The sequence below is a fragment of the Sphingobacterium sp. InxBP1 genome (assembly GCF_026191775.1).
Classification (GTDB): domain Bacteria; phylum Bacteroidota; class Bacteroidia; order Sphingobacteriales; family Sphingobacteriaceae; genus Sphingobacterium; species Sphingobacterium thalpophilum.
On sequence record NZ_JAINDX010000047.1, the window covers coordinates 338,940 to 353,890 of the forward strand.

At 41.8% G+C, this 14,951-nt stretch carries 15 protein-coding genes; 12 read left to right on the top strand and 3 right to left on the bottom strand.

Annotation, left to right across the window (positions count from 1 at the left end; genetic code table 11):
* The first annotated feature begins 6 nt into the window (after positions 1-6).
* The 6 genes from murG to K7A41_RS17115 all read left to right on the top strand — a co-directional run bounded on the left by murG (position 7) and on the right by K7A41_RS17115 (position 7,776).
* Positions 7-1,116 (top strand): undecaprenyldiphospho-muramoylpentapeptide beta-N-acetylglucosaminyltransferase, encoded by a 1,110-nt coding sequence (murG, locus tag K7A41_RS17090; RefSeq protein ID WP_265714637.1) that lies wholly within the window; start codon positions 7-9, stop codon positions 1,114-1,116.
* A gap of 2 nt (positions 1,117-1,118) precedes the next feature.
* A complete protein-coding gene (gene murC / locus K7A41_RS17095) occupies positions 1,119-2,474 on the top strand; it encodes a UDP-N-acetylmuramate--L-alanine ligase (protein ID WP_265714638.1) in 1,356 nt (451 codons plus the stop codon).
* A complete protein-coding gene (locus tag K7A41_RS17100) occupies positions 2,467-3,303 on the top strand; it encodes a cell division protein FtsQ/DivIB (RefSeq protein WP_051607363.1) in 837 nt (278 codons plus the stop codon). The genes murC and K7A41_RS17100 overlap by 8 nt, the downstream gene beginning before the upstream one ends.
* Before the next feature lie 25 nt (positions 3,304-3,328).
* Positions 3,329-4,702, top strand: coding sequence for a cell division protein FtsA (gene ftsA / locus K7A41_RS17105; protein ID WP_028072323.1), 1,374 nt, complete (start codon positions 3,329-3,331; stop codon positions 4,700-4,702).
* Positions 4,703-4,842: 140 nt separating this feature from the next.
* The gene (gene ftsZ, locus K7A41_RS17110) at positions 4,843-6,546 is read left to right on the top strand and encodes a cell division protein FtsZ (protein WP_265714639.1); all 1,704 of its coding nucleotides are present in this window, start codon (positions 4,843-4,845) and stop codon (positions 6,544-6,546) included.
* 87 nt (positions 6,547-6,633) lie between these two features.
* Positions 6,634-7,776 (top strand): sugar phosphate isomerase/epimerase family protein, encoded by a 1,143-nt coding sequence (locus K7A41_RS17115; RefSeq protein WP_265714640.1) that lies wholly within the window; start codon positions 6,634-6,636, stop codon positions 7,774-7,776.
* A 27-nt stretch (positions 7,777-7,803) separates the two neighbouring features.
* Here the strand turns inward: K7A41_RS17115 and K7A41_RS17120 are convergent, their stop codons facing one another.
* A complete protein-coding gene (locus K7A41_RS17120; protein WP_028072320.1) occupies positions 7,804-8,445 on the bottom strand; it encodes a response regulator transcription factor in 642 nt (213 codons plus the stop codon).
* A gap of 283 nt (positions 8,446-8,728) precedes the next feature.
* Between K7A41_RS17120 and mscL the strand changes: the two genes are divergently transcribed.
* The 5 genes from mscL to tsaB all read left to right on the top strand — a co-directional run bounded on the left by mscL (position 8,729) and on the right by tsaB (position 10,938).
* On the top strand, positions 8,729-9,136 hold the full coding sequence (gene mscL, locus K7A41_RS17125; RefSeq protein WP_028072319.1) for a large-conductance mechanosensitive channel protein MscL: 408 nt from the start codon (positions 8,729-8,731) through the stop codon (positions 9,134-9,136).
* Between the two features lie 231 nt (positions 9,137-9,367).
* Entirely contained in the window at positions 9,368-9,526 is a 159-nt protein-coding gene (rpmH, locus tag K7A41_RS17130; protein ID WP_075991291.1) for a 50S ribosomal protein L34, read from the top strand.
* Between the two features lie 60 nt (positions 9,527-9,586).
* Positions 9,587-10,003, top strand: a complete 417-nt coding sequence (locus tag K7A41_RS17135; protein ID WP_265714641.1) for a ribonuclease P protein component — start codon at positions 9,587-9,589, stop codon at positions 10,001-10,003.
* On the top strand, positions 9,966-10,220 hold the full coding sequence (gene yidD / locus K7A41_RS17140) for a membrane protein insertion efficiency factor YidD (protein ID WP_265714642.1): 255 nt from the start codon (positions 9,966-9,968) through the stop codon (positions 10,218-10,220). The genes K7A41_RS17135 and yidD overlap by 38 nt, the downstream gene beginning before the upstream one ends.
* Positions 10,221-10,233: 13 nt before the next feature.
* Positions 10,234-10,938: a tRNA (adenosine(37)-N6)-threonylcarbamoyltransferase complex dimerization subunit type 1 TsaB gene (gene tsaB / locus K7A41_RS17145; protein ID WP_265714643.1), complete on the top strand. Its 705-nt coding sequence runs from the start codon at positions 10,234-10,236 to the stop codon at positions 10,936-10,938.
* Here tsaB and K7A41_RS17150 read toward each other — a convergent pair.
* Both K7A41_RS17150 and K7A41_RS17155 read right to left on the bottom strand, forming a co-directional pair.
* Positions 10,933-11,838 (bottom strand): CorA family divalent cation transporter, encoded by a 906-nt coding sequence (locus tag K7A41_RS17150; RefSeq protein WP_265714644.1) that lies wholly within the window; start codon positions 11,836-11,838, stop codon positions 10,933-10,935. The genes tsaB and K7A41_RS17150 overlap by 6 nt on opposite strands.
* Before the next feature lie 177 nt (positions 11,839-12,015).
* On the bottom strand, positions 12,016-12,636 hold the full coding sequence (locus K7A41_RS17155; protein ID WP_265714645.1) for an OmpH family outer membrane protein: 621 nt from the start codon (positions 12,634-12,636) through the stop codon (positions 12,016-12,018).
* Positions 12,637-12,826: 190 nt separating this feature from the next.
* Between K7A41_RS17155 and gyrB the strand changes: the two genes are divergently transcribed.
* On the top strand, positions 12,827-14,785 hold the full coding sequence (gene gyrB, locus K7A41_RS17160; RefSeq protein ID WP_028072314.1) for a DNA topoisomerase (ATP-hydrolyzing) subunit B: 1,959 nt from the start codon (positions 12,827-12,829) through the stop codon (positions 14,783-14,785).
* The last annotated feature ends 166 nt before the right edge of the window (positions 14,786-14,951 follow it).

The window sequence follows — 14,951 nt, forward strand, 5'->3', positions numbered from 1 at the left end:
GTAAGCATGGCAATTCGTGTAATCATAAGTGGGGGTGGAACCGGAGGACATATCTTTCCGGCGATTTCAATTGCAAATGCGTTGAAAGCGATGGATCCTGCAAATGAGATTTTATTTGTGGGTGCCAATGGCCGTATGGAAATGGATAAAGTGCCTGCTGCGGGGTATGACATTGTTGGACTGGATATTCAGGGTATCAATAGAAAGCAGCTCTGGAAAAATATCCTTTTGCCATTTAAATTGATGAAGAGTCTGAATAAGGCCAAAAAAGTGATCCGGGAGTTTAAACCGGATGTTGCTGTCGGTGTGGGCGGTTTTGCTTCAGGACCGTTATTGATGACAGCAAATAAAGTCGGTGTTCCGACTCTGGTACAAGAACAGAATTCATACGCCGGTGTCACCAACAAAAAAGTAGGTGCTAAGGCCGCCCGCATCTGTGTTGCCTATGAAGGAATGGATCAATTTTTTCCAGCGGACAAAGTGTTGCTGACAGGTAATCCGATACGAAGAGAGTCTGTTGATATCGCGGGGAAAAGAGAAGAGGCGATAGCCTTCTTTGGTCTCGAGCAGAGCAGAAAAACAATTCTGGTTCTTGGTGGTAGTTTAGGCGCGAGAACATTAAATGAAAGCGTTGTCGCCTATTTGGACTTATTGCGTGATGAAGACGTACAGCTTATCTGGCAATGTGGCAGTTTTTATATAGAAGGGCTGCGTGCTCAATTGGAAGGAAAAATTCCAGGTAATGTCAAGATGATGGCCTTCCTTCAGAAGATGGATTACGCCTATGCAGCAGCCGATTTAATTATTAGCAGGGCAGGTGCTGGAACTATTTCTGAGTTGTGTGTAATTGGTAAGCCGGTGATTTTGGTCCCCTCACCGAATGTTGCCGAAGATCATCAGACTAAGAATGCGATGGCCTTGGTCAACAAGCAGGCAGCCGTGTTGATTAAGGATGGGGATGCGGAGAAAGATTTGATTCCGGCTGCCCTGGAATTATTAAAGGATCATCAACAGGCTGCGGGGTTAGGCGAGCAGATAAAGAAGCTAGGAAAGTTGGATGCAGATAAGCAGATAGCTGCCGAAGTTTATCAATTAGCAAATAAAAATCGAGGATAGGTATGAATCTGGATGCAATAAAACAAGTATACTTGATTGGAATAGGCGGAATAGGCATGAGTGGCCTGGCACGCTATTTTAAGCATTTGGGCTGTGTGGTGTGTGGATATGATCGGACGGAGACAGAACTGACCAGGACGCTGGTCAAGGAAGGGATTCCAATTGTTTACCAAGATGATGTGGAGACTATTGATCCCATTTTTCACAACGTGAGCGAGGCTACACTGGTCATCTTCACCCCAGCGATTCCAAAAGATTCCAAGATCAAGGCTTTTTTTGAGGGGCGGGGACATATACTTTATAAAAGATCCCAAGTACTGGGTATCATAAGTGAGAGCAGATATACCATTGCCGTTGCAGGTACCCACGGCAAGACGACCACCTCAACGATGGTTGCTCATGTGCTAAAAGACTCTGGTTACGATTGCTCGGCCTTTTTAGGTGGTATCAGCTCGAATTATGAAACGAATGTACTCTATGGTAACAACAATACCGTGGTAGTCGAGGCAGACGAATTTGACCGTTCGTTTCTGACGCTGCATCCCAATATAGCCATTGTGACGTCTTCGGATGCCGATCATTTGGATATTTACGGTGATAAGAGCCATTTGCTCGAATCTTTTCAGCTGTTTTTGGATAAAGTGGTGGAAGATGGTACCCGGATCATAAAGAAAGGGCTTGAATTTAAAGGACAGATCAGCTATTCTGGCCAGGAGGCTGCCGATGCTTATGCATCTAATGTGCACGTCCGTGATGGCGAGTTCTTCTTTGACTATCAGGATGCTAAAGGAAAAATCGAAGACATTCATTTGGGTATTCCTGGAATTCACAACGTGGAAAATGCCGTCGCTGCTATCACGGTCGCAAGGTTATTGGATATTTCTGACGCGGCCATCAAAAAAGCGTTGACGACTTTCAAAGGAGTTAAAAGAAGATTTGAATATATCGTTCGTAGGCCCGAAGCCATTTATATTGATGACTATGCCCATCACCCCGAAGAGCTGCGTGCGTTTCTGACATCAATGAGAAAGCTGTATCCAGCAAAGAAACTAAATGTGGTCTTTCAGCCCCATTTGTTTACCCGTACACGGGATTTCGTGGACGGGTTTGCCGAGGTGCTGTCCATGGCAGACAATCTGTTGTTGATGGAAATATATCCCGCACGGGAACTTCCGATTGAGGGCGTTAACTCAAGCTGGCTGCTGGAGAAAATTACGGCGCCGCAAAAGCGGATTGCAACTGCGGCAGAGGTTCTTGACTTTGCAAGGAATGAAAAGCCGGAACTTCTCGTTACAGTCGGCGCTGGCGATATTGATAAATTGGTAAAACCGTTACAGGAGATTTTTGAGCATGCTTAAAAAATTGCGTGACATACAATGGAATCGTGTCCTCTACTTTACCCTATTTTTTATTGGGGTGATCGTTGTGGTCGTGATTATGACAATTGTGGGGAAACGTGACGAACAGCAGCCTTGTAAAGAAGTGAAAATTGTTATTGAGGGGACAGAAGCTTTTATTGACCAAGCAGATATTTCCAAGATGATCAAACAGAATTATGGAAACTTTGTCGGGAAAAAAGTCAATGATATTCCCTTTCATCGGGTCGAGGAGACCCTGAAAAAGCTGCCCTATGTGGCGGACGCCAGCGTCCATTCGGATATGGACGGTACTGTAAGCATACATATTGATCAGCGCGAGGCTGTGATGCGGGTTATCAACAAAAATGGGCGAGAGTTTTATGTCGATCCAAAAGGACTAAAGATACCAACCACATTAAAGTATATTCCGCACATTATGGTCGCAACAGGTAACATCGCCGAAGGATACAATGAAGCGCTGGACACCATATCGACACCATTGGTAAAAGATCTGGTGAAAGTAGCTGAATTTATAGGGAAAGATGAATTGTGGAGCAATCAGGTTGTGCAGATCTATGTCAACGCGGATCAGGACATTGAGCTCGTGCCCCGTGTGGGATCGCAGCAGTTAATTGTCGGCTCAGCGGATTCTTTGGAACAGAAATTTGAATTATTAAAAACATTCTATACGCAGATAATGCCTAAAGTCGGAGTAAATGCTTATGGAGTGGTGAATGTAAAATATGGGGGTCAGATCATCTGTGAAAAACGTGGAAACTGGAGTTTTTCGGATGACCAAACAAAAAAAATAGCAAATAATACATTATAGTAATACAGCAACAATACAGGAAATTATGAACTCAAAGGCAGCAGAAATTGAAAGAGAAAACCCAATTATCGTGGGACTCGATATTGGTACTACCAAAATTTGTGTTACGGTTGGGAGACGTAGCTCAGGAAACAAAATTGAACTATTAGGTGTGGGCAAAGCCGAATCTGCCGGTGTGAGCAGAGGAGTTGTCGCCAACATCCAGAAAACTGTGGGAAGTATTCTGGAGGCGGTTGAAATAGCCGAGGCACAGTCTAATGTGGATATTAAAGTGGTTAATGTGGGGATCGCCGGTCAGCACATTAAGAGTATTCAGCATCGTGGAATATTTACCAAGACTGATGGTGATGATGAAATCGTTCGGAGAGATATCGAACGCTTGATTTCGGATATGTATAAACTGGTACTGCCTCCAGGAGAAGAAATTATACATGTGTTGCCTCAAGAGTTTACGGTAGATAATGAACCCGGTATACGGGAACCCATCGGCATGGCCGGTCGTCGCATAGAAGCAAATTTCCATATTATTTCGGGACGAGTTACCGATATCAAAAATATTAAGAAATGTATTGATAATTCCAATTTGGAAGTTGCTGAATTGATCCTGGAACCGTTGGCATCTTCTGAAGCTGTATTGGATGAAGATGAAAAGAATGCTGGTGTTGTATTAGTTGATATTGGTGGTGGAACGACAGATGTGGCCATCTTCCATGAGGGTATTATCCGTCATACGGCCGTTATTCCTCTTGGGGGTAATATTGTGACCGAAGACATCCGTCAAGGTTGCTCTGTATTGCGCTCCCAAGCCGAATTGTTAAAGACACGGTTCGGATCTGCTCTGGCTGATGAGAACAAAGAAAATGAAGTGATCTGTGTACCCGGACTAAAAGGCCGTGAACCGAAGGAAATTTCCGTCAAAAACCTCGCTTATATCATACAAGCCCGTATGGAGGAAATTATCGAACACGTATACTATGAGATTAAATCGTCCGGTTACGAGAATAAACTTATTGGTGGTATCGTTATCACCGGAGGTGGGGCACAACTAAAACATCTTGTGCAGCTTGTCGAATATATCACAGGAATCGATTGTCGGGTGGGGTTCCCAAATGAATATCTATCCAAGAACGAAGTACTGCCCAAGCCTCTTTTTGAAGAGCTCAAGAGCCCCTTGTATGCGACCAGTATTGGTTTGCTGATCAAAGGTATTCAATCCCACGAAGAGGAAGAAGATAGCCGTAGGGAAATGCTTGCTCCGGTAAAGAAGTCACAACCTACAGCGACCACAAAGGAAGTGTCCGAACAGCAACAAAAGGAGCAGGGACTGCTATCTTGGTTCAAACGGTTTATTAAGGATGGAAATGAGATTGATGATGCAAGTTTTTTAGATAAAAAGTAAGTTTTCCACAATGATTGAAGTTTTCCACAATTTCACAAATGTGGAAAACTTTTGTTGAAATTATATTATTATTACATTACATATAGTGGGCTTGGCGTACTTCGGTATCGTGTTCATTATAAGTTAAATAGGGATAAGTTATGTCAATACAGTTTGAAATGTTAAAAGAGCAATCTTCAATAATTAAGGTTATTGGAGTCGGCGGTGGTGGCGGCAATGCGGTCAACCATATGTATAAACAAGGGATTAGCGGGGTAGATTTTATCGTGTGCAATACCGATGCGCAAGCGTTGGAATTGAGCCCGATTCCCAATAAAGTTCAATTGGGGATAAGTCTGACCGAAGGTATGGGCGCTGGTGCAGATCCTGATGTAGGTGAAAATTCGGCGATCGAAAGTATTGAAGAGATCAAACGTATGTTGGGCACCAATACTAAGATGTTATTTATCACAGCAGGTATGGGGGGCGGTACCGGTACTGGAGCAAGTCCTGTATTAGCCAAAGCAGCCAAAGAACTGGGCATTCTCACTGTCGCTATTGTCACAACTCCTTTTACATTTGAAGGAAAGCGCCGTCGCTCTCAGGCTGAAGAAGGGCTTTCTGAACTGCGTAAATATGTGGATTCCTATCTGGTGATCTCGAATGACCGTCTGCGCGAAATTTTTGGAAACTTAACCATGACTGCCGCTTTTGCGAAAGCAGATGATATCTTAACTACTGCAGCGAAAGGTATTGCCGAAATCATCACTATCCCCGGTTATGTCAACGTCGATTTCAAGGATGTTCGTACTGTAATGAATGATAGCGGAGTTGCCATTATGGGTAATGCCGTTGCTGAAGGTGAAGACCGTGCGCTTAGAGCTGTAGAAGGTGCTTTGGCATCGCCATTATTGAAAGATAATGAAATCGAAGGCGCGCGTTATATTTTGTTGAACATCACTTCCGGAACTAAAGAGGTGACGATGGATGAGGTCGCCATCATTACGGATTACATCCAGGAGAAAGCGGGTTTGTCAGCGGATTTAATCTGGGGTAACTGTATCGACGAAAACTTTGAGGACGAGCTATCGGTAACCATCATCGCGACAGGTTTCCAGACATCGGAAGAGCGTGACAAAGAACGTGAAAATACAAAGGTGTCTATGCCCTTGACACCGGAGCCCGTTAATTCTTTTGTGAAGCCTGTATCTCAGGTTGCTCCAAAGGAAACACCTGCTACAAATAGTTTTGTGACTCCGGTACACCGCGTGGAAACTGCAGCTCCTTCGACAAATAATCCGTCGACCCCAAACAATACATTGCAATCTGACCTGTTCACTGCTCCGAAAAATGCGGTACAGCAACAAGTGGCTGTTGAAGAACCGCAGGTAATACGCCACGATCTAGGCCATGATAGTGCATACGAGGAGGAAGCGTCATTTGATGAAAACGAATTTCAGTTAAAAACCTCGCCCTCAGTTTTTCAGTTTCAAATGCCTACTGTCTTTGATTCGTACACGACTCCATCAGCTTCGGACTACGAAGAAAAGACAAGTTTTTCTTCCAGCACAACCAATGAACACGTAGGACTACCACAAGTAGAAGAAGAACAGGTTTCCTTTGAGGACCAGCTGGTGCGTACCAAAGAACGTATTTTACGTTTGAAAGAGCTGAGCATGAAATTGAAGTCTTCAAACGGTTTACATGAACTCGAAAACGAGCCTGCATATAAAAGGAAGCAAATGTCATTAGAAGATACACCTCATTCTTCGCAATCGCAGGTGTCCCGCTTTACACTTTCTTTTGAAGATGGTAACACGGAAATCCGGCCAAATAATTCCTTTCTCCATGACAATGTAGATTAATGTAATTGACATAAAACAAAAAAAGCCATTCGATCGGATGGCTTTTTTAGTATCTTTAGAAACCGATACAATACAATTATATAAGCTATGACTACAAAATTAAATAACCCTGTATGGGTAATGAGTTCTGCCTTTGACAAATTGTCCCTGCCTGAATTGATTCAAACGACAAAACGGATCGGTGCTGGTGGGATAGATCTTTGCGTGTTTAGAAAAGATGGTACGCGAGAAGATCATACAGCTACACATTTAGATTACGATGGATTTACACCGGCAAAGGCGAAAGAAACATTGGAACTATTTAATCAAGCTGACTTGAAGCTTTCTCTTGGAGCCTTTGAAAATATGATCGGTGGAGATCCTGAGCAACGTGTGAAAAACCAAAACCATCTATTAAAGTTAATTCGTATTGCCCATTTGCTTGGGGGAGATGAAAATAATGTTAAAGTGGGTACTTTTGTCGGTTATAACCACGAGCTTGGTAATCAGATCGATGGATTTCAGAAGAATCTGGATGAGTACAAGCGTATATTTGAACCTATTGTCCGCTATGCGGAAGGGTTGGGAGTGACCATCCTTTATGAAAATTGCCCTATGGAAGGCTGGCGTTCATCGCGTTACAGTTCAACTTATAATAACCTGCCTGCTGTTTTGGCTGCCCGTAAATTGATGTATGCAATGATACCAAGTCAGGCCCACGGTGAAATCTACGATCCCTCACATGATGTGTGGCAAAATACGAATCCGATTGAGGTGATCCGGAATACGGATATCAAGCGTTTGCAACGAATCCACGTAAAGACTACGCGCAATCTGGAAACGGCTGCCCGTGTAGACTGGGGGGGCATGTATCCCATGCAGCACGTCGATGCCGAACTTGCGAAGAAAGCAAATGTAAGTATTCCCGTGCACGACTGGGACAGACACCATTATGAAGCGATGCTTCCCGGATTCGGTGGGTCAGACAGCATGGACTGGCGTGGATTTGTGGACCTGTTGCAGGAACGTGGTTTCGATGGTCCTTTTGAGATTGAAAATGAGGCTAAAAATTCGAAAGACACAGGTGATTTTTCAGCGACGGTACAGGGCTTCACAACTTGTCTGAACTTTTTGGCGCCGATGTTATGGGATCTCGAAGCTGAGGTGGGGTATGCGTACCGAAAGTCCGAGCCATTGAAAGATTTTAATGTGAAGGATATCCCAGTAGTCACTATGGATGACCTGGTTTAACATAAAATGCACTCCAACACGATCTTCTTAATTGTTGGAGTGTATTCTGAATAACTCGATGAGCTCGGGTATATTGGAAACATTTAATTTCTCAAATATCCTGCTCTTATACGTACTTACGGTTGATGGGCTCAATTCCAGTAAGCTCGATACTTCGATAATTCCCAAGCCTTTGATCAACTGCTTGGCCACATCCACTTCTCTATTAGATAGACGGGCCAAAGGATTTAATTTGGTTAACTCAGATTTACTTTGAGTAAGTTTCTGCACGTACAGATCCTGCACATTGCTGGACATATATTTGCCCCTTTCCTGAATAGCCAAAATGGCGTGGCTCAATTCGGCCATGGCCGTCGTTTTGTTCAGATAGCCAGCGGCCCCTGCTTCAATATAACGTAATGCATAAAGCGATTCATCATAGGAAGAAAAAACCAAAATTTTGATGCCCGGTCTGATTTGTAGAATCTCTTCAACCACCTTAATGTTATTTCCTCCGGGCATGTTAATGTCCAATAATAACAGATCGAAATCTTCTGCTGTTATTTTTTCCAGTACTTCATCAAAATCTTCGGCCTGAAAGATTTCGGCTTGTCTAAGGGTTTCTTTGATGATGACAGAAGCTCCTAATCGTACAATGCCATGGTCGTCTGCAATAAGAATCTTTTTCATAGATACTTTATCTTATTCTGGGCTTTTTAGTTACCGTTTAAATTTAAAGTACTATCAATATACAATATATCCTGATATTTTGCCCTAGTTAACGTGCAAATATAACAAATTAAGTTTATAAAAAACTGAAGAATATCGTTTTAGATTCTATTTTTGAAACTAAGACTTAAGAAATAAAAATTTAGGACAATTATGAATGCATTATAAAAGTTGTTATATTTTGATTAGATTTATATGACAATTAGTAGTTTTGACTAAGTTTTAACAGATTAAATGGTTTAATATGGGATTTTTAAAAGAGTTTAAAGAGTTCGCAATGCGCGGGAGCGTTGTTGATCTGGCTGTCGGTGTTGTGATCGGTGGGGCATTTGGTAAAATTGTTACATCATTGGTTGACGATATTATCATGCCGCCCATAGGATATTTAACAGGTGGAGTTGATTTCTCGTCGAAGAAAATTGTCCTGAAAGCTGCAGACGAAGCGGCCAAACAGGCAGAGGTATCCATTAATTACGGTAACTTTATTAATGTGGTTATTCAGTTTTTGATTGTTGCATTTTGTATTTTTTGTGTTATCAAAGCCTTGAATTCCTTGAAACGTAAGGAAGAAGCCGCACCTGCAGCTCCTCCTGCACCAACGAAAGAAGAGACCTTGTTGACTGAAATCAGAGACATTCTGAAAAACAAATAACAGAGTCGTCCTGAATTTACGATCCGCGCAGGGGAACTTAATTCCCCTGTTTTTTATTTTGGTTTGCGTCGGTTAGTGTCTTATTGCTGAATGCTTTAGGTCGCCTCTTTCACTGAAAGTTTAAATGTTCTTAATATTGTTTGTTTTTATCTAAAATAAACTTTACTTTTGCATTCCTCTTGGGGAGTTTTGTATTTAATTGAAGTAAGAACAAATTAGCATAATAGCGTCATGAAAAGAACATTTCAGCCATCGCAAAGAAAAAGAAGAAACAAACACGGTTTTAGAGAGCGCATGAGCTCTGCAAACGGTAGAAGAGTATTAGCTTCACGTAGAGCTAAAGGTAGAAAACGTCTTACAGTGTCTGACGAATACCGTCACAAAGGCTAGTCTTTGACAAGGATCGGTGGCCGCTTATAGGAACTTTTTCTGATAAGATTAAGTCATCGTATGAGAAATACATTTACAAAAGAAGAACGGTTGTGTGCGAAAAAGCGTATCGATATGCTTTTTAAATGCGGTTCTTCTTTTGTTTTGTATCCGTTTAGAGTAGTTTTTATTTTTGAAACCAGCCAGCAGACTGAAAAAAATCCCCCCTGTCAGTCTATTATTTCCGTTTCCAAGCGTAGATTTAAAAGAGCGGTCGACCGAAATGCAATTAAACGCATGTTGCGAGAGAGCTATCGCTTACAAAAATCAAACGATTTAATTCCCTTTTTGATAGAACATAATGTAACTTTGTATCTGGCGATTCAATACGTCGGCAAACAGATCTTAGCCTTTGATGTGTTTTATGCCGCAATGAATAAAACGCTGAAAAAATTGCAGGATGAGTGTGCTCAAGCTTATTTGGATAAAAGGAATTAAACCTTTTTTTAGTTTTATTTTCCTGACCATTATTCGTTTCTATCAACTGTTTCTATCACCTTTTTTGGGTGCCAATTGCAGGTATACGCCTACTTGCTCCCAATACGGTAAGGAAGCTATTGTTAAATACGGCCCATTTAAAGGTGGTTTAATGGCTTTAAAACGAATCGTACGCTGCAATCCCTGGGGTGGCCATGGACATGATCCCGTCCCTTGATTTAAAGAGAACCATGAATAATTTAATATTACAGATCGATACTTCCACTCCTGTGTGTTCGGTAGCCCTAAGTGAAAACGGGCGGACACTGGAAGTCATAAACCTTGACGAGCCTAATGCCCATGCTGCAAAGCTTACCGTTTTAATGGAGCGGTTGATGCACGAAGCGGGCTGTGCTTTTAGTCAACTCTCAGCAATTGCGGTAAGCATGGGGCCAGGCTCTTATACAGGGCTGCGTATAGGCGTATCTACAGCGAAAGGTCTCTGCTACGGTTTAGACATACCTTTGGTAGCGGTAAACACGCTAGAGGCCTTGTTTTGGGGATATAGAGAGCAATTTGGTCTGCTTGATAATGAAGTTTATATTCCGATGATTGATGCACGCCGAATGGAGGTGTACGGAGCTGTTTACAACGATAGAGCTGAACTTATAAAACATACTTCAGCCGAAATCATTAATGAAAGTCATTATGATGCACTCTTGAATACATACCAACGTATCCATTTATTTGGTTCGGGGGCAGATAAATTTGACGAGCTATTTCGGGGGATGGATCATATTGTCGTGCACAAGGAATTTAAAAATTCTGCGGCTTTCCTATCCGAGCTGGCTTCTAATAAGTTTCGGCTTAAACAGTTTGAGGATGTCGCCTACTTTGAACCCTTCTATCTTAAAGACTTTATCGTAACAGCGGCAAAGAAAAAGGTTGGCTTATAGCCAGCCTTTCCGTTTAAACCAGAGGTAGATAGCTAATGATATCCCGACCATTATTCCTAAGGCTATGGGATAGCCGTAATACCACTCCAGTTCTGGCATATTTTTAAAATTCATCCCATAGATCCCAGCCACAAAAGTGATCGGCATAAAGAACACAGAAAATATGGTGAGGATGCGCATGATTTCATTGGTATGATTCGATGATATATTAAAAAATACATTCAGCAGCTGCGTAATATTTTCCGATAGGTTTTCATATAAGGTCGAAGTACGTATCTGTAGATCCTTCAGGTCACGTGTATATACATCTTTTTTGGATGAGGAATGAAAATGTTCGACAACTTCTTTATAAAGAAAAATGACTTTCCTGGCGACATCAATCTGCCTTTTTATAAAATACAGATTTTTTAGAACGGGCTGTTGCTTCATGCGCTTCAGAAAGATGAGTTCCTCATAGGAATCGATTCGTGTGGAAAGCTGTTCAAGCGTCTTGCTGAACGTAAAGACGGCAGCGGTCGTAATAAAGACGGCAAGCTTCCGGCTATTTTTTGTTTTGATGGAAGTGAACTCTATATTTTTAAGTTTTTCCAGAAATTCAATACGCCGTTTATGGACAGTAATGACAAAGTCGTTGCCATAAAAAATAGTCAATCGGTCTGTAACTTCGCCTATGCTGTCAGAATTCTCTTTAAAATTATCAGACATTACCCGAAGAATAATAAATGTATAATTCTCAAATTCTTCTATTTTAGGCAGATGTTCAGGTTCTCTGGAGTCTTTTATCGATGCTTCATTGAGATCATATCGTTCCTTGATGAATGCGAAATCTTCCGTAGTGGGTTCGGAGATATCGATCCACTCGTAACTGGCAATATCTTTTTCAACAATTGTTCTGACCATAAATCTGATTTTTGCAAAGACAAGATAAGAAACAATTTTGTTTGCTCCAATCCATTCAAGGGTCGGCAGGGAGAGTTCGTAAAAATGCAGCGGTCCTTTAAAAAAATGGGCTGTTCACAAATATTGAACAGCCCTATTTTATTCGGTTATGTGATATCTTCTATCTAACCGTGATTTCTATTTTTTGGAAGATTTGTATTCTTCGTTTAACTGCTTGATCACTTCATTGGTGATTTCCAAGGAAGGGTCAGCGTAGAGTACCGTCGGATTAGTCTTCGAGTAAGTTAACACCAGTTTATACCCATTTTCCGTAGCATGTTTTTTCAGGAATTCAGTGATCTTGTTATAAACATTGTTAAATTCATCCGATTCATCTTTTGCGATGGAAGAAGAGGCTGTCTGATCCAGGCGGGCAAGTTCGTCTTGTTTACGGGCCAATTTTTGTTCGGTAGCCTGTCTGTCAGCAGCAGACATTGTGGCTGCATTTTTTTGGTATTCAGCAACCTCGCGTTGAAATGCTGTGCTTTTTGACTGTAAATCAGCTTGTGCTTTTTTTACCTTTCCTTCGAGCTTCGATTTGATGTCTTTAAAATACTGGTATTTTTCTGAGAGAGAATCTGAATTTATATAAACGATTTTATCTTTATTGCCGTCCTGACTTTCTTTGCTTACTGCATTCGCGTCATTTTTAGCAGGTTCACTGGAAGTTTTTGTTCCCTGCTGATTGCATGATACAATGGCTCCGGCCAGCAAGAGGCCGAAGGAAACTTTCGATACAACGGAGATTATAGTGTTCATCTTTTTGTTATTTGCAGATAATTATTGAAACAAACCTAACATAAAAAAATTGAAATTCTAATTTTTCGTATCAAAAAAGTGAAATTACCCTCTATTTTAGTGATTCCGTTTATGTGCTTAAACTTAGCCGGAGGCTTGTTAAATCGGGCTAAATTTCGTATTTTTGAATATTACATTTAAGAGGTTTTCAATGAGCGAAGAAAAGAAAAATGCATCCACCTACTCGGCCGATAATATTCAGGTATTAGAGGGTTTAGAGGCGGTTCGTAAGCGTCCATCCATGTATATTGGTGATACCGGTGTCAAAGGACTGCACCATTTGGTATACGAGGTAGTAGACAATTCAATCGACGAAGCTGTAGCAGGGTATTGTACAGAGATTTTTGTTACGATTCATAAAGACAACTCCATTTCAGTACGGGACAACGGTCGTGGTATCCCTACAGGAATTAACAAAAAAGAAAACAAATCAGCTCTGGAGCTTGTGATGACGGTATTGCACGCTGGTGGTAAATTTGATAAAGATACCTACAAAGTTTCGGGCGGTCTGCATGGTGTAGGGGTGTCTTGTGTCAACGCATTATCCACTCATTTAAAAGCTGAAGTACATCGCGAAGGAAAGATATTCCAGCAGGAATACGAAATCGGTAAGCCGATGTACGATGTGAAAGAAGTCGGCGTATCTGATAAAACAGGTACTATTGTAACATTTCATCCTGATCCTACTATCTTTACGCAAACCACGGTATACAATTATGACACCTTGGCCAACCGTCTTCGTGAACTGGCCTTTTTGAATAAAGGCGTCAGCTTAACGCTGGAAGACGAACGTGAAGCCAATGATGACGGCTCCGAAAAGAAAGAAACATTTTATTCTGAGGGCGGTCTTAAAGAATTTGTCAAGTTTCTAGATGGCACTCGTCAGGCCCTCATACCAGAACCAATCTATGTAGAAGGCATTAAACAGGGGATTCCTGTGGAACTAGCGCTACAGTATAACGATACCTATTCGGAGAATGTGCACTCTTATGTTAATAATATCAACACCATTGAGGGAGGATCACACGTGGCGGGTTTCCGCCGTGGTCTGACACGGACTTTAAAAGCATATGCGGATAAGTCAGGTTTGCTTAAGAACTTAAAGGTTGAAATCACTGGGGATGATTTCCGTGAGGGATTGACCGCTGTTATTTCTGTTAAAGTTGCCGAACCTCAATTTGAAGGTCAAACGAAGACCAAATTGGGTAACTCTGAAGTAATGGGAGCGGTTGATGTCGCTGTAGGAGAAATTTTGGGTGTCTATCTGGAAGAAAACCCCCGTGAAGCGAAAGCCATTGTCCAAAAGGTGGTGATTGCCGCTCAGGCGCGCGCGGCTGCTCGCAAAGCCCGCGACCTCGTACAGCGCAAAACCGTGATGGGAGGATCTGGATTACCCGGTAAATTGGCAGACTGCCAAGATAACGACCCCACAAAATGTGAAATTTATTTTGTCGAGGGAGATTCCGCCGGTGGTACTGCCAAGTCCGGGCGCGATAGAAAACATCAAGCCATTATGCCATTGCGCGGTAAGATCCTGAACGTGGAGAAAGCAATGGAACATAAGATCTACGAAAATGAAGAGATCAAAAATATGTTTACCGCTTTAGGAGTGAGTGTCGGGACGCCAGAAGATGCAAAAGCGCTGAATCTGGAAAAATTACGTTATCACCGCATCATTATTATGACCGATGCGGACGTGGATGGTTCGCACATTACTACACTGATTTTGACTTTCTATTTTAGGTATATGAAAGAGCTAATCGAAAGAGGGTATGTATACATCGCAACACCTCCGCTGTACTTGGTGAAAAAAGGAAAAGAACATGAGTATGCCTGGAATGAAGATCAGCGCATCAATGCTATTCAACGGTTAAAAGGTACAGGTAAAGAAGACAGCGTTCATGTACAGCGTTATAAAGGTCTGGGAGAGATGAATGCAGAACAGCTCTGGGAAACCACGATGAATCCTGAAACACGTACCCTGCGTCAGGTCACCATTGAAAATGCAGCTGAATGTGACCGTATTTTCTCCATGCTGATGGGCGATGAGGTTGCTCCCCGACGTGAATTTATAGAAAAAAATGCGCGTTACGCGAAGATCGATATCTAGTATCGTTTCTTAAATAAAATAAAAAGGCTTGAGAAATTTTTCATCAAGCCTTTTTTTATTGTGTTTAATTTTCTAACTTCATAGTGAAGAATCATTATCATGCCGAGATATATGCTTCTTATTTAAGCCAACACGTAGCCAATATGAATAAGACCTGTTATGAACT

Excerpts from the sequence above, each read along its gene's own strand:
- murG (WP_265714637.1), top strand. The coding sequence starts at position 7 with ATGGCAATTCGTGTAATCATAAGTGGGGGTGGAACCGGAGGACATATC.
- murC (WP_265714638.1), top strand. The coding sequence starts at position 1,119 with ATGAATCTGGATGCAATAAAACAAGTATACTTGATTGGAATAGGCGGA.
- K7A41_RS17100 (WP_051607363.1), top strand. The coding sequence starts at position 2,467 with ATGCTTAAAAAATTGCGTGACATACAATGGAATCGTGTCCTCTACTTT.
- ftsA (WP_028072323.1), top strand. The coding sequence starts at position 3,329 with ATGAACTCAAAGGCAGCAGAAATTGAAAGAGAAAACCCAATTATCGTG.
- ftsZ (WP_265714639.1), top strand. The coding sequence starts at position 4,843 with ATGTCAATACAGTTTGAAATGTTAAAAGAGCAATCTTCAATAATTAAG.
- K7A41_RS17115 (WP_265714640.1), top strand. The coding sequence starts at position 6,634 with ATGACTACAAAATTAAATAACCCTGTATGGGTAATGAGTTCTGCCTTT.
- K7A41_RS17120 (WP_028072320.1), bottom strand. The coding sequence starts at position 8,445 with ATGAAAAAGATTCTTATTGCAGACGACCATGGCATTGTACGATTAGGA.
- mscL (WP_028072319.1), top strand. The coding sequence starts at position 8,729 with ATGGGATTTTTAAAAGAGTTTAAAGAGTTCGCAATGCGCGGGAGCGTT.
- rpmH (WP_075991291.1), top strand. The coding sequence starts at position 9,368 with ATGAAAAGAACATTTCAGCCATCGCAAAGAAAAAGAAGAAACAAACAC.
- K7A41_RS17135 (WP_265714641.1), top strand. The coding sequence starts at position 9,587 with ATGAGAAATACATTTACAAAAGAAGAACGGTTGTGTGCGAAAAAGCGT.
- yidD (WP_265714642.1), top strand. The coding sequence starts at position 9,966 with ATGAGTGTGCTCAAGCTTATTTGGATAAAAGGAATTAAACCTTTTTTT.
- tsaB (WP_265714643.1), top strand. The coding sequence starts at position 10,234 with ATGAATAATTTAATATTACAGATCGATACTTCCACTCCTGTGTGTTCG.
- K7A41_RS17150 (WP_265714644.1), bottom strand. The coding sequence starts at position 11,838 with ATGGTCAGAACAATTGTTGAAAAAGATATTGCCAGTTACGAGTGGATC.
- K7A41_RS17155 (WP_265714645.1), bottom strand. The coding sequence starts at position 12,636 with ATGAACACTATAATCTCCGTTGTATCGAAAGTTTCCTTCGGCCTCTTG.
- gyrB (WP_028072314.1), top strand. The coding sequence starts at position 12,827 with ATGAGCGAAGAAAAGAAAAATGCATCCACCTACTCGGCCGATAATATT.